The organism is Teichococcus oryzae, assembly GCF_008386565.1.
GTDB classification, from domain to species: domain Bacteria; phylum Pseudomonadota; class Alphaproteobacteria; order Acetobacterales; family Acetobacteraceae; genus Pseudoroseomonas; species Pseudoroseomonas oryzae.
Genome location: NZ_VUKA01000007.1, coordinates 134030 through 148106, shown reverse-complemented (window position 1 = coordinate 148106; position 14077 = coordinate 134030). Strand labels below are relative to the sequence as shown.

The 14077-nt window shown below is 69.8% G+C and carries 12 protein-coding genes; 3 read left to right on the top strand and 9 right to left on the bottom strand.

Annotation, left to right across the window (positions count from 1 at the left end; genetic code table 11):
• Window positions 1–5: 5 nt before the first annotated feature.
• Both F0Q34_RS14610 and F0Q34_RS14605 read right to left on the bottom strand, forming a co-directional pair.
• Window positions 6–1691, bottom strand: coding sequence for an AMP-binding protein (locus tag F0Q34_RS14610; protein ID WP_149812957.1), 1686 nt, complete (start codon window positions 1689–1691; stop codon window positions 6–8).
• Complete coding sequence (locus F0Q34_RS14605; protein WP_149812956.1) at window positions 1688–3775, bottom strand: 3-hydroxyacyl-CoA dehydrogenase NAD-binding domain-containing protein; 2088 nt, start codon at window positions 3773–3775, stop codon at window positions 1688–1690. The genes F0Q34_RS14610 and F0Q34_RS14605 overlap by 4 nt, the downstream gene beginning before the upstream one ends.
• Before the next feature lie 128 nt (window positions 3776–3903).
• Between F0Q34_RS14605 and F0Q34_RS14600 the strand changes: the two genes are divergently transcribed.
• Window positions 3904–4713 (top strand): IclR family transcriptional regulator, encoded by an 810-nt coding sequence (locus F0Q34_RS14600; protein WP_241665495.1) that lies wholly within the window; start codon window positions 3904–3906, stop codon window positions 4711–4713.
• A gap of 190 nt (window positions 4714–4903) precedes the next feature.
• Complete coding sequence (locus tag F0Q34_RS14595; protein WP_149812955.1) at window positions 4904–5215, top strand: hypothetical protein; 312 nt, start codon at window positions 4904–4906, stop codon at window positions 5213–5215.
• A 41-nt stretch (window positions 5216–5256) separates the two neighbouring features.
• Here the strand turns inward: F0Q34_RS14595 and hemH are convergent, their stop codons facing one another.
• Window positions 5257–6294, bottom strand: a complete 1038-nt coding sequence (gene hemH, locus F0Q34_RS14590) for a ferrochelatase (protein WP_149812954.1) — start codon at window positions 6292–6294, stop codon at window positions 5257–5259.
• Window positions 6295–6477: 183 nt separating this feature from the next.
• Complete coding sequence (locus F0Q34_RS14585; RefSeq protein WP_149812953.1) at window positions 6478–7983, bottom strand: catalase; 1506 nt, start codon at window positions 7981–7983, stop codon at window positions 6478–6480.
• Window positions 7984–8088: 105 nt separating this feature from the next.
• Between F0Q34_RS14585 and F0Q34_RS14580 the strand changes: the two genes are divergently transcribed.
• Window positions 8089–9042: a LysR substrate-binding domain-containing protein gene (locus tag F0Q34_RS14580; protein WP_149812952.1), complete on the top strand. Its 954-nt coding sequence runs from the start codon at window positions 8089–8091 to the stop codon at window positions 9040–9042.
• A gap of 9 nt (window positions 9043–9051) precedes the next feature.
• Here F0Q34_RS14580 and F0Q34_RS14575 read toward each other — a convergent pair whose 3' ends face one another.
• From F0Q34_RS14575 to F0Q34_RS14555, 5 genes are all read right to left on the bottom strand, one after another.
• Complete coding sequence (locus tag F0Q34_RS14575) at window positions 9052–10032, bottom strand: S1C family serine protease (RefSeq protein ID WP_149812951.1); 981 nt, start codon at window positions 10030–10032, stop codon at window positions 9052–9054.
• A 120-nt stretch (window positions 10033–10152) separates the two neighbouring features.
• Window positions 10153–11142, bottom strand: coding sequence for a Bug family tripartite tricarboxylate transporter substrate binding protein (locus tag F0Q34_RS14570; protein WP_149812950.1), 990 nt, complete (start codon window positions 11140–11142; stop codon window positions 10153–10155).
• Window positions 11143–11219: 77 nt separating this feature from the next.
• Window positions 11220–12110: an isocitrate lyase/PEP mutase family protein gene (locus F0Q34_RS14565; RefSeq protein WP_149812949.1), complete on the bottom strand. Its 891-nt coding sequence runs from the start codon at window positions 12108–12110 to the stop codon at window positions 11220–11222.
• Window positions 12111–12141: 31 nt separating this feature from the next.
• Complete coding sequence (locus tag F0Q34_RS14560; RefSeq protein ID WP_149812948.1) at window positions 12142–12648, bottom strand: LeuD/DmdB family oxidoreductase small subunit; 507 nt, start codon at window positions 12646–12648, stop codon at window positions 12142–12144.
• Entirely contained in the window at window positions 12645–13934 is a 1290-nt protein-coding gene (locus F0Q34_RS14555) for a 3-isopropylmalate dehydratase large subunit (protein ID WP_149812947.1), read from the bottom strand. Before F0Q34_RS14555 ends, F0Q34_RS14560 begins: the two co-directional genes overlap by 4 nt.
• Between the last annotated feature and the right edge of the window lie 143 nt (window positions 13935–14077).

The following is a 14077-nucleotide window of genomic DNA, read 5'->3' as shown; positions in this document are numbered from 1 at the left end:
CCTCGTCAGGCCGGTTCGTTGGGTGCGGCGGCGCCTTGCGCGCCGGCCGCGCGCGCCCGCTCCTCGGCCACCAGGGCACTGGCGAGGAGCTTGCCGGCGGGGCTGCGCGGCAGGGCCGGGCGGATTTCAAGCGCGGCGGGGATCTCATGCCGGCCGACGCGGTCGCGCAGGAATTCCTTGAGGCCGTCGAGCGTCAGTTCCGGCGCACCCTCGCGCAGCGTGACGAAGGCCTTGGCGGATTGCCCCCGATAGGCGTCGGGAATGCCGATGACGATCGCCTCCCGGATGGCGGGATGCTCGTACAGGGCAGCTTCGACGGCCGCGGGATAAACATTGAAGCCGCCGGAAATGATCAGGTTCTTGCGGCGGTCAAGCAGGGTGAACAGCCCATCCTGTTCCAGCCGGCCCAGGTCGCCGGTCAGGAACCAGCCATCGCGAAAGGCGGCCTCCGTTTCCGCCGGCTTGTTCCAATAGCCGCGAAACAGGTTCGGGCCGCGGATGGCGATCTCCCCGATCTCGCCGGCGGGTAGCTCGCGGCCCGGATCGTCGAGGGAAACGATGCGAAGCCGGATGCCCGGCAGTGGCACGCCGATCAGGCCGGGCCGGGGCTCCGCCGCCATGGGCACGCGGGTGCCGGCGGGCGCGGTTTCGGTCATCCCCCAGCCATTGCGGAGGCGCTGGCCCAGCAGCCGCTCCACCTGCTGCGCCACCTCGAAGGGTAGCGGCGCGCCACCCGAGACGCAGGCATGAAGGGAGGAGAAATCCGCGCCGCGCGACGCCGGATGGTTCAGCAGCGCGATCCACATGGTCGGCACGCCGGGAAACAGCGTGACGCGATGTTCCGCGATGTCGCGCAGCACGGCCTCGGCGTCGAAGCGCGGCCGCAGCAGGATCTCGTTGCCATCGGCCAGGTGGCGCAGCAGCACGCTGGTCAGCGCGTAGATATGGAACAACGGCAACACGCCCAGCACGCGCTGCTCCCCCGGCACCAGCCGCTCCCCATCCTCCCATTGCTGGTAGATGCTGACGGCGGCGGTCAGGTTGCCATGTGTCAGCAGGGCGCCCGCCGGCATTCCGGTGGTGCCGCCGGTATATTGCAGCAGAGCGACGTCGTCGGGCGCGACGCGGGGCCATTCCGTCACCGCCGGCGCCTCGGCCATGGCGGATGAGAGCGACACGCAGCCGGGCGGCGACGCGGTCGCTGCGTCGCCGCCCCAGATCGCATCCTCGCCCACAAGAACCCGCGCGGCGGCGCCGGTTTCCAGCAGCCAAGCGGCCTGGGGCATCAGGTTCGGAAAATCCGTGGTGACCACCAGCCTGGCGCCGCTGTCCGACAGCTTGTGCGCCAGTTCCCGCCGGGCATCGAGCGCGCTCAGATGCACCACCCGCGCGCCCAGGCGGAGCAGGGCGAAGAAGCAGACCGGGTGCCAGGGCGTGTTGGGCAGGTACAGGGCCACGGAATGGCCCGGCCCCACGCCGAGATGGCGGAACGCCGCCGCCGCCTGTTCCACGAGCCGGCCCAGCTCGGCATAGGAGATGCGCATGGCGCGGTAATGCAGGGCGGGGCGGTTGCCGTTGCGGACCACACTCCGCGTGAACAGGTCCGGCAGCGTGCCCACCGTGATCGGCGCATCCCAGCGGCAACCCGGGGGATAGGCCGCCTCCCAGGGATGCGGCGCCCGGCGCGTCACCTAGCCGTCCCTGAAAGGGCGTCGAAATCCCGCCCTTCCCGTGCCAGCCGCCGCAGCGCCGCGGAAGGATGCAGGGAGGGATCGCCGGACTGGCCGGCATAGGCTTCCAGCCGCTGCGCGACATAGGCGGGGCCGAGCCGGCTGCCATGATACATCGGGCCACCCCGCCAAGCCGGCCAGTTATAGCCATGCAGCCAGACCACATCGACATCGCCGGGGCGGGCGGCGATGCCCTCCTCCAGGATTCGGGCACCCTCGTCGATCATCGGCAGGATCAGCCGTTCCGTGACCTCCTCCTGCCCGATCGCCCGCCGCGCGATGCCGAGCCTGGCGGAGGTGGCCTCGATCAGGTCCCGCACGGCCGGGTCGGGCACGCCCTGCCGGCCGCCGCCGCCGTAATCGTAATAGCCCTTGCCGGTCTTCTGGCCGAGCCGCCCGGCCTCGCACAACGCATCGGCCACGGGCGCGGTCTTGCCGGTGGCCTTGCGGATGCGCCAGCCGATATCCAGCCCCGCGAGGTCGGCCATGGCAAAGGGCCCCATGCGGAAGCCGAACGCCACCAGGGCGGCATCCACCTGCTCGGGCAGGGCGCCTTCCAGCAGCAGGCGCTCGGCCTGGGCGGTGCGGCGGGCCAGCATGCGGTTGCCGACAAAGCCGTGGCACACGCCGACCACCACCGGAACCTTGCCCAGCCGGCGGCCCAGCTCCACGGCGGTGGCCAGCGTTTCGGGACTGGTTCCGGCGCCCCGCACCACCTCCAGCAGCTTCATGACATTGGCGGGGGAGAAGAAGTGCATCCCGAGCACGTCGTCCGGCCGGCGCGTGGCGCCGGCGATGGCATCGACATCGAGATAGGAGGTGTTGGTGGCCAGCACGGCCCCAGGGCGGGCAATGCCGTCCAGCTGGGCGAAAAGCTTCTGCTTCAGCGCCAGATCCTCGAACACCGCCTCCACCACAAGGTCGGCGCCGGCGGCGTTCTCCAGGCCAACGCCGCCCCCGATCCGTGCCAGACGGCGATCCCGCTCCTCGGCCGCCAGGCTGCCGCGCTGCACCGAGGTGGCATAGTTCTGGGCGATGCGCTGCAGGCCGCGCTCAAGCGCCTCCGGCTCGGCCTCGATCAGGGTGACCGGAATGCCGGCATTGGCGAAGCTCATGGCAATGCCGCCGCCCATCGTGCCGGCGCCGATCACCGCGACATGGGACACGGCGCGGCCACGGACCTCCCGCGACAGGCCGGCCGGCTGCTGCGCCGCGCGCTCGGCGAAGAAGACGTGGCGCAACGCCTTAGAACGGTCATCCTGCACCAGCCGCAGGAACATGGCCCGCGTCTGGCTCATCGCCTCGTCGAAGGGGAGGTCGTAGGCGGAGCGCACGCTTTCCACGATGGACGCCACGGCCGGGTTGTCCGGCGCGCGGCGCAGCACCTTGGCGGCCGCCGCCTCGAACGCATCCCGCGGGCCGAGCCGTTCCCGCCCGTCGCGGAGCCGCTGCGGCCGCTGGCCACCTTCCGCCAGCGCCCGCGCGCGTCGCAACGCCGCCGGCAGCGGGTCTCCGGCCACCACCTCATCCACGATGCCGAGGGAAAGGGCGGTCTCGGCGGTGACCGGCTCGCCGCTGGCGGCCATCTCCAGCGCGGCGGCGGCACCGATCAGCCGGGGCAGGCGCTGCGTCCCGCCCGCGCCGGGAAGGATGCCCAGCTTCACCTCCGGCAGGCCGAGCTTCACGCCCGAGGACGCGACACGGGCATCGCAGCCCAGGGCGAGCTCCAGCCCACCGCCCAGGGCGGCGCCGCTGATCGCCGCGACCAGGGGCTTCGGGCATTCATCCATCGCCACCAGAACATCGGGCAAGGAAGGCGAGATCGGGGGCTTGCCGAATTCCGAGATGTCGGCGCCGGCGACAAAGGTCCGGCCGGACGCGGCCAGCACGATGGCCTGGATGCCCTGATCGGCCACAGCTTGCGCCACGGCATCCCGCAGGGCGGCGCGCAGCGCGGCGCTGAGAGCGTTGACCGGTGGATTGGCGATGCGCAGCACGGCCACCCGATCCTCGACCGTCACGCTGAGCAATGCGCGTTCTTCCATTCCTCGCCCTTTCTGCAATCTTGCTTGTAATTCCGCGATGCGGAAAATAGTTTTGCTGCTTATGCAAGTCGTATCGGGCGGCCGGCGATGCCGTCAAGCGTCGCATCCGTCCCCCGCCGGAGCATGTCGTGCGCAAGCGCCAAAGCCGCGTGACCACCGACCAGACTGAAGGTCCGCAGGACCGGCAATTCGTCGCCGTTCTGGCGCGTGCCATGGATATCCTGCGCGCCTTCACCCCGGAGGAGCGGATGCTGGGAAACCAGGAGCTCGCGGGCCGCACCGGGCTGCCCAAGGCCACGGTGTCCCGCCTGACCTACACGCTGACGCGGCTGGGCTGCCTCAGCTACCTGCCCCGCTTCGGCAAGTACCAGCTTTCAGTCGGCCTGGTGCCCCTCGGGCAACTCGCCCTGGCGAACATGACGATCCGGCAGCTGGCCGCGCCGCTGATGCACCATCTGGGGGAGGAAACCGACGCATCCGTGTCGCTCGGCACCCGCGACGGGCTGGCGATGCTGTATATCGAGCATTTCTCGCCACGCATGGCCGTGGCGCTGCAGCTCGGCGTCGGGTCGCGCGTCCCCCTGGGTCTGACCGCCATGGGCCGTGCCTGCTACGCGGCCGCGACGGCGGCGGAGCGGGCGGAAATCGATGTCCAGCTGGCGGCGGCCGATCCGGAACGCTGGCCGGAAATCCGGCAGGGGTTGCAACAGGCCGCCGAGATGCATGCGGCCCTGGGCTTCACCGTGTCGATCGGCGAATGGAACCGCACGGTTCACGCGGCCGGCGCGGCCTTCGCCCTGCCGAATGGCGGGGGCATCATGGCGATGAATTGCGGCGCGCCGGCCTTCATGCTGTCGGGGGAGCGCATCCTCCAGGACATCGGCCCCCGGCTGGCCGCCGTGATGCGCAGGCTCGAAACCCTGGCCGGCCCTCATTGACGACGCCACCCGGCGGGATCGCCCCTCGCGCCGGGCCCCGTGGGACGCGGCCGCCGCATTCCCGAACCGCCATCAGGCGCCGGAAGGGCGATTTTTTCCTTGCAAGTCGGATGTTCCAGGCACAGATCGGGATGATGCACGCTCAATCCTGGCGCCAGCATCCTGGCCGCCGCCGCGTCGCGCCGGCCTCATGACGGAGTTGCTCGGCAACTCCTCCCCAGCGCCTGTTGTCAGCCTGAGCAGGGCCCGGGACGACAAGATGTGGGCGGTGGTCGCCATGGTCGGCCGCAAGGCGCGGGTGGCGGACATCTATGCCAGCCGGGCTGCGGCCGAGGCCGACCGCCATTGGCGGGAACAGCAGGTCCAGGCCTATGCCGGCTTTCTGCGCAGTTCCAGCATGCCGGTCCCCAGCTACAACGTCACGACGATCCGCCGCTCCGATCTGCCGCGCAGCTGGCGGCCCCTGCCAGCGCTCGGCTTTCTGCGCGGCCAGTTCACCTGACCCCGACGGGGGACGGATGACCGCCCGGGCGGCCGTCACGATCACCGCCAGCCGGAGCTTTCCTGCTCCACCAGGGCGCGCAGCAGGGCAATGGCGTCGCTGCCGCTGTTCAGGCAGGGGATCAGCGTGAGGGCTTCGCCGCCCGCCGCCAGGAATTCCTCCCGCAGCTCATGGCCGATCTCGTCCAGGGTCTCGATGCAGTCCGACAGGAAGCCGGGCGTGATCACGGCGATGCGGCGGATGCCGCGCCGGGGTAGGGCGGTGACGCGCTCATCGGTGTAGGGCTCCAGCCAGCGCTCCCGCCCGAAACGGGACTGGTACGTCATCGGAAAGTCCCGCGGGCCGAGGCCCAAGCGGTGGCGCAGGGCCCGCATGGTGCGGTTGCATTCCGCCGGATAAGGATCGCCCGCCTTGACATAGCGGCGCGGCAGGCCGTGAAAGGAGGCCAGCAGCAGATCCGGCGCCCGCGGCAATCCTGCCAGGGTCGTTTCGACCGAGCGTGCCAGTCCCTCGATATATAGCGGATGGTCGGGAAAGGAGGGCGCGATGCGGATCGCCGGCTGACGCCGCATCCGCATCAGGGCGCGGAACACCTCGTCATTCACCGTGGCCGTCGTGGTGGCACTGTATTGCGGATAAAGCGGCACCACCAGGATGCGGTCGCAGCCCTGGTCCTGCAGGGCCGCCAGCCGGTCGGCGATGGAGGGCCTGCCATAGCGCATCGCCCAGTCCACCAGCAGGTCATCCGGCGGCAGGGCCTGGCCCAACAACCCGGCCTGGGCACGGGTGTGGGTGCGCAGCGGCGATTCATCCGCCGCCGCATTCCAGATGCGGCGATAGGCGGCGCCGCTGCGGAATGGCCGCGTGGTCAGGATCACACCCTGCAGCAGCGGCTGCCACAACCAGGGATTCACCTCGATCACCCGCCGGTCCGACAGGAACTCCGACAGGTAGCGCCGGATATCCCCATAGCCGGTGGACTCCGGCGTGCCGAGATTGACCAGCAACACGCCCACCCGCCCGGCGGCATGCGAGCGCCCCGCCGCCATCCGTTCAAGGGAAGGGGAAAGATGCGTCATGGCACAGGACCCGCCGGAACGGCCCTTCCGCCACCTGGCGGCCATGGCATGAACAGGCGCGAAAGCGGCGGAACAATCCAGCGGACGCCGGGCATCAGCGGAAACCCCATAGCGGAATCGGATCGGAGAAGGCCCCGCAGGCCACCGCCGCCGGAGGCGGCGGGGTGGCACAGCGGAAGCAACTCAGTCGGCGGCCTGTTGGCCCACATCCGCGGCCGTGGTCGGGGCCGAGGCGGGCGCGGTGTGGATGCGCCCGATCGCCGCCGCCACCCCTGCGGCATAGGCCGGGTCGGCGCGCCGGAAATGCTCGATCTGGCGGTCGATGATGAAGCGCGGCACGCCCTGCATGGCGGCGGCGATATTGTTGAACAGGTGCTGCTGCTGCTCGGGCGTCATCAGCCGGAACAGATTGCCGGGCTGGGTGTAGTCGTCATTGCCCTCGCGGTGGTTGTAGCGGTCCGCATCGCCATCGATGCGCAGCGGCGGCTCCTTGACGGAAGGCGCCTCGACCGGCCCGCCGAAGGAGTTCGGCTCATAGTAATGGTCGGTGCCCCGCGGCGCGTCGAAGCGCATCGCGCCATCGGCGTGGTGATGATGCACCGGGCAGCGCGGGCGGTTCACCGGCAGCGCCTCGTAATGCGTGCCGACGCGGTAGCGATGCGCATCGGCATAGGCGAACAGCCGGCCCTGCAGCAGCTTGTCCGGCGAAAAGCCGATGCCCGGCACGATGTTGGAAGGCGAGAAGGAAGCCTGCTCGATTTCCGCGAAGTAATGGGCGGCGTTGCGGTTCAGCTCCAGCACGCCGACATCGATCAGCGGATAGTCGCCATGCGGCCAGACCTTGGTGATGTCGAACGGGTTGTAGGGCGTCTTCTCCGCCCCGGCCTCCGGCATGATCTGCACGCAGACGCGCCAGCGTGGATAGTCGCCGCGCTCGATCGCCTCATACAGGTCGCGCTGGGCGCTTTCGCGGTCCTCGGCGATGACCTCGTTCGCTTCCTTGTTGGTCCAGGTGCGGATGCCCTGCATGGACTTGAAGTGGAACTTCACCCAATAGCGCTCGCCGGCGTCGTTCCACAGGGAATAGGTGTGGCTGCCATAGCCGTTCATGAAGCGGTAGCCCTGGGGCAGGCCGCGATCGCTGAACAGGATGGTCACCTGGTGCAGGCTTTCGGGCGAAAGGGACCAGAAATCCCACATTGCCGTGGGGGAGCGCATGTTGGTGGCGGGATGGCGCTTCTGCGTGCGGATGAAATCGGGAAACTTCAGCGGGTCGCGCACGAAGAAGACCGGCGTGTTGTTGCCCACCAGATCCCAGTTGCCTTCGCTGGTGTAGAACTTCAGCGCGAAGCCGCGCACGTCCCGCTCGGCATCGGCGGCGCCGCGCTCGCCCGCCACGGTGGAGAAGCGCAGCAGCACCTCCGTCTGGCTGCCGGGGGTGAACACCTTGGCCCGGGTGTAGCGGGTGATGTCATGCGTGACCGTCAGCGTGCCATAGGCACCGGAGCCCTTGGCATGCACCACGCGCTCGGGGATGCGCTCGCGGTTCTGATGCGCCAGCTTCTCGATCAGCTGGTAGTCCTGCAGCAGCAAGGGGCCGCGCGGGCCGGCCGAGATGCTGTTCTGGTTGTCGGCGACAGGGGCGCCGGCGGTGGTTGTCAGCACCGGGCGGGCATTCGGGTCGGACATTCTGGAGCTCCTCTCGGCAAATCGCATCTCCTTCTACCGGGAGGCCATTGATTGGTTAAATCGATCTTTTATGTTGCATGAATAGACCCTTCCTATTGGATATCCATGCCGCTAGCTCCGCTTTCCGGTCTTTCCCTGCGCGACCTCGAATATGCGGTCGCCCTCGCCGAGCTGCGGCATTTCGGCCGCGCCGCCGAGCGCTGCCATGTCAGCCAGCCCACCCTCAGCGAGCAGATCCGCAAGCTTGAGGCGCTTCTCGGCGTCACGCTGTTCGAAAGGCTGCCGCGGCGCGTGGAGGTGACGCAGCAGGGGGGGCCGCTGATCGAGCAGGCCCGCCTCGTTCTGCGCCAGGCGCGCGGCCTGCTCGATCTGGCGCAGCACCAGGCCGAGCCGCTGGCCGGGCGGTTGCGGCTCGGCGTCATCTCCACCCTTGGCCCGTACTACCTGCCCGCCCTGCTGCGGGATGTGCGGGAGCGCTTTCCGCAACTGGTGCTGCGGTTGCAGGAAGGCCGCACCGCCGCGCTGGTGGAGGCCCTGGAGCAGGGGGAGCTGGATGCGGCCCTGGTTGCCTTGCCGGCGCCCTCCGCCCTGCTGGGAAGCGCCGAGTTGTTCTTCGAACCCTTCCTCCTGGCCTGCCCGCGGGGCCACCGCCTGCAGGACCTGCCGCGGGTGTCGCTGGAGGAGCTTCAATCCGGCGAGTTGCTGCTGCTGGAGGAAGGGCATTGCCTGCGGGACCAGGCGCTTTCCTTGTGCCCCATGCCGCGCGGCGAACGGGAGGAACGCTTCGCCACCAGCCTGGAGATGCTGCGCCACATGATCGCGGCCGGCGAGGGCTTTTCCCTGCTGCCGCAACTCGCGGTGCAGGGCAGGGCGGATCCCGGGGGGCTGATCGCCATCCGCGGCCTCGACCAGCCGGAGGTGGGGCGCCGCATCGGGCTGGTCTGGCGCAACACCGATCCACGCCGGAACAGCTTCACGGCCCTGGCCGCCTTTCTGCGGCAGATGTCGCCCCTCGACGCGGCATCCTCCGACCGGGCTTCCTCGCCCGATGCGGGGTGATCCGCCCGCTCAGTGCATCCGGCCCGCCTTCAGGAAGCGCTGGCGGTCCCCGGAGGTGACGTTGACTCCGAAGCGGTCGCCATCGCGTTCCAGCACCAGCGGAACATCGACCCCGGCCTCGCCCAGCGACCAGATGGCGCGAAAGAAATTGGCCTCGTCCGATACCACCTGCCGCCCGACGGCCAGCACCACATCGCCCGCCCGCAGCCCGGCCCGCGCCGCCGGCCCCTTGCGGCTGACCCCGGCCAGCACGACCCGCCCATCATCGGCACCGGCGGACACCCCAAGCCAGGGGCGGGGCGGCCGGTTCGGCTGTCCGAGCGTCAGGAGATCGTCCAGGATCGGCTTCAGGAGATCTGTCGGCACGCTCATGTTGAGGACCCGGACGCGCCCGTCGCCGGGATCATGGCCAAGCTGGATGGAGCCGATGCCGACCAGGTCGCCCTTCGGCCCGATCACCGCCGCGCCGCCCCAGACCGGATGGGCCGGCGCGGTGTAGATGGCGTCGTCCAGGATGTATTCCCAATAGCCGACAAATTCCTGCCGCGACACGATGCGGGCGGCCAGCGCCGCCGGCCGGCCGCCAGCCCCGGCGAACACGACCGGGTCGCCCACCCGCGCCCCGGCGGATTCGCCCAGGGCCATGGCGGGGACGCCAAGCTTCCCCAGGGCGCGCACCAGGCCGAAGCCGGTGGCCTGGTCATACCCAACCACGAAGCCCGGAACGACGCGGCCTTCCGCCGTGGTCAGCCAGATCTCCTCCGCCTCGGTGATCAGGTAGCCGATGGTGAGAAGCAGGCCATCCTCCCGGATCAGCACCGCATGGCCGGACCGTTCGGTGCCGAGCGCCTCCGCCGTGAAGGCGTCGCCGGGCATGCGCGCCCGCAGCGACACCACCGCCCGGAGCGCCCGGTCCAGATCATACGCATAGTCGCCGGGTTGCGGCCGCAGGGAGGCGGGAACCGCTTCGTCGTCGCCAGGCTGCGTCATGGGCTTGCTCCCTCGCTTCATGCACCGATGCCGGATGATGCCAGATGCAGACGCACAACGCAGCCAGGGTGCCCATGGTGTCAGGCGGCGCGCGGCCCTGGGCCGGCGCCGCCCACCCTCTTATTCCACGCTGATGCCGCCGGCGCGGATCACCTGGGACCAGCGATCATGTTCGCGGCGCAGGAAGTCGCCGAACTCGGCGCGCGTGCCGCCGACCACGCGGCCGGCCTGCGTTTCCTCCACCGCCTTGCGGATCTGCGGCACCGCCGCGACCTGGTTGAACACCGCGTTGATGCGATCGGCCAACACGGGGTCCATGCCCGGCGGCGCAACGACGCCGTACCACACGGCGGCCTCGAAGCCGGGGATCGCCTCCCGGGCCGGGGGCACGCCGGGCAGCAGGCTGGTGGTGTCGCCGCCCATCGCGACCGGGCGCACCTGCCCGCCCTTGATCATCGCCATGGCGGAGGAAAGGCTGGGGAAGGTGAAATGTGAATCCCCCCGCACCGCCGCGGTCACGCTTTCCGACCCGCTGCGATAGGGCACATGGATCATCGAGATCTTGGTCCGCTGCTCGATCAGCGCCATGGCCAGGTGGCTGATGTTGCCGACGCCGGCGGAGGAATAGATCAGGCCGCCCGGCTTGGCGCGGGCCGCCTCGATGATCTCGGCGAGGGTCTTCTCCTTCACCGAAGGATTGGCGACCAGCACGGCATGCAGGATGGCGCCCTGCATGATCGGCGTGAAGCCGGTCATGGGATCGTAGGGGAGCTTCGGGTTCAGCTCCTTGCCCACCACATTGGCGCCGACATCGGCCATCATCAGTGTGTAGCCATCGGCCGGCTGGGTGTTGGTGTAGGTGCCCGCCACCATGCCGCCCGCGCCTGACCGGTTCTCAACAACAAGTGTCTGGCCGTTGGCGAATTCGGAGAAGCGCTGGGAGAACAGCCGCGCCAGCGTGTCCACCGCGCCGCCGGCGCCGAAGGGCACGATCATGCGCACCGGCCGGTCCGGCCAGGCGGCGGCACCCGAGGCCAGGGCAGGGGTCGCGAGCAGCCCGGCCGCCAGCCCGCCGAGGCTCCGGCGGGTCAGGCTGAAGGTCGTTGTCATGGAGCTTCCTTTCTTCCCGTTCATGTTTGGCGGCGCGGTCTCCGCCGCGCCCGCCCGCTTGCCTGTCGACGGCTGGCTCACTCGGCCGCGCGCTGCGGCTCGGGCCGCGCCCAGCGCTTGTCGAAATCCCACACTTCCGGGAAGCCCATCAGCTCGTTCATCTTGCCGAAATCGTAGAGCACGCCTTCGGGCAGGCCGTTGCTGTCGCCGTTCCGCAGCAGATGGGCGTAGGAACGCTCCAGCGCCGCCGCCATGGTGAGGAAGCCCAGCGCCGGATAGATCGCGATGTTGTAGCCGAAGGAGGCCAGCTTCTCGGCCGACAGGATCGGCGTGCGGCCGCCGCCATCGACGTTGTTGGCCAGCAGCGGCGCGTCGATCTCCTGGCCGATGCGCTTCATCTCGTCCTCGCTCTCGGGGCTCTCGATGAAGACGATGTCGGCACCGGCCTTCTGGTACAGCTTGCCGCGGCGGATCGCCTCGTCCAGGCCCAGGGAAGTGCGGGCATCGGTGCGGGCGATGATCAGGAAATCCTCGCTCTTGCGAGCCTCGACGGCCACCTCGATCTTCAGCGCCATCTCCTCGGCTGGGATGACGCGGCGGCCCGGGGTGTGGCCGCACTTCTTCGGCACTTCCTGGTCCTCGAGCTGGATGGCCGTGACGCCGGCGGCCTCGTAGCCCATCACGGTGTGGCGCACGTTCAGCAGCCCGCCATAGCCGGTGTCGGCATCGCAGATCACCGGGGTGCTGCAACCCTGGGCGAAGCGGCCCATGCGGCTGACCATGTCGGTGAAGGTGGCGATGCCGGCATCGGGCACGCCCAGATGCGAGGCCACCGTGCCATAGCCTGTGGCATAGAGCGCGTTGAAGCCCATGCGGTCCGCCACGCGGGCGGAGATCATGTCGAAGATGCCGGGGGCGACGATGAACTGCTTGGCGGCCAGCGCGGCCTTCAGGCGGGGATCAGCCATGTGCGGATACGTCCTTTGCGGATTGCTTGTCTCAGGCGGCGAGGGTCTGGCGCACGCGCGGCACCAGCCCGCCGGCGGCGAGGATCGCCTCCACCTCGCTCCCCAGCGGCGCACCCTGCCATTCGCGGCCATCCTGCACCACCAGGGGGGCGGTCAGGGAGCCGGGAAGGGACACGCGGGCGAGGGCGCCTTCGCGAAGCGCCGCCGCGGCCTCCGGGCAGAGGATCACCGGCAGGCCAAGATTGATGGCGTTGCGGAAGAAGATGCGCGCCGCGCTGTGCGCCACGATGGCGGCGATGCCGGCGGCCTTCAGCGCGATCACCGCATGCTCGCGGGAGGAGCCGCAGCCGAAATTGCGCCCCACCGCCAGGATGTCGCCCGGCCGCACGCGTCCGGCAAAGCCGGGGTCCAGGCCTTCCAGGCAGTGCCGCCCCAGTTCCTCGGGCCGGCGCAGGGCCAGGTAGCGGCCGGGCAGGATCACGTCGGTGTTGATCTCGTCGCCCAGGCGGTGGACGAGACCCTCGTATTGCAGGCTCATGCGATGGGCTCCGGCATCAGGGCGGCGATCTCCTCCGGCGGCACGATCTCGCCCCGCACCGCCGCCGCGGCGGCGACCCAGGCATTGGCCAGGAAGACCTGGCTGTCCGGATGGCCCATGCGGCCGCGATAATTGCGGTTGGTGGTGGCGATCGCCGTCTCGCCGGCCGCGAGAATGCCCATATGGCCGCCGAAGCAGGCGCCGCAGGTGGGGGTGGACACGGCGGCGCCGGCGGCGGCGATCACCTCCAGCAGGCCTTCCGCCATGGCCTGGCGCCAGATGGCCTGGGTGGCTGGCACCACCACCATGCGAACGCCATCGGCAACGCGCCGGCCGCGCAGCATCTCCGCCACCTGCCGCAGGTCGGTCATGGTGCCGTTGGCGCAATTGCCGACATAGACCTGGTCCACCCGCTGCCCGCGCAGCGCGCCGACCGGCACGCCCGCCGCCGGAGAGGGCGGCTTCGCCACCATGGGCGACAGGGATGCCAGGTCGATGACGATGCGATCCCGGTAGGCGGCGCCGGAATCCGGCATCACCGCCGGGGCGGGCGCCATGCCGCGCCGCTCCATGTCGGCGGCGGAATGGGCATCCCCCTCGAAGACGCACATGTCAGCGCCGGCTTCCACCGCCATGTTGGCCACCGCCATGCGCTCATCCATCGACAGGGCGGCGAGGCCAGAGCCGCCGAATTCCAGCGAGGCCTCGGCCGCGCCGTCGGAGCCGATGCGGCGGATCAGCTCCAGGATCACGTCCTTGCCGGTCACGAAGGAACCGGGCGCCCCAATCAGCTCCACCCGGATGCTGTCCGGCACTCGCATCCAGAGCCGGCCCGTGGCCATGGCGGCCGCCAGGTCGGTGGAGCCGAAGCCGATGCCCAGCCCGTTGAACGCGCCTGCGGTGCAGGTGTGGCTGTCGGCGCCGAAGACGATGCCGCCATGTCCGATCAGCCCCAGCTCCGCCAGCAGCGCGTGCTCGATGCCGCCCCGGCCCGGATCGTAGTAGTGGGAGATGCCATGCCGGCGGGCGAAATCGCGCGTCATGGCGATGGCGCCGGCCGCGGTGACGTTGGGGGCCGGCGCGAAATGGTCGGCGACAAGCACGATGCGGTCCGGATCGAAAGGTCCGGCGACGCCCATGGCCTCGAACTGTTCAAAGGAAAGGGGGCCGGACACATCATTCAGCAGCACCACATCGGGGCGCACCGTGATGATCTCTCCGGGCCGCGCCGCGCCTTCCTCGGCATGCGCCGCCAGGATCTTCTGGGTGATGGTGCCAGGCGTCATCGCGTCGTCCCGGACGGTTCCATGTCTTCAACTCCCTTGCGGACCGGCTCGCCGGCATTTTCTGCGCAATCGATAGCACAGTGTTCGAACAGGGTGAACCTGGAATTCGGTTGATCCTTGAGTGCAACGCTTTGCGCTGCGTT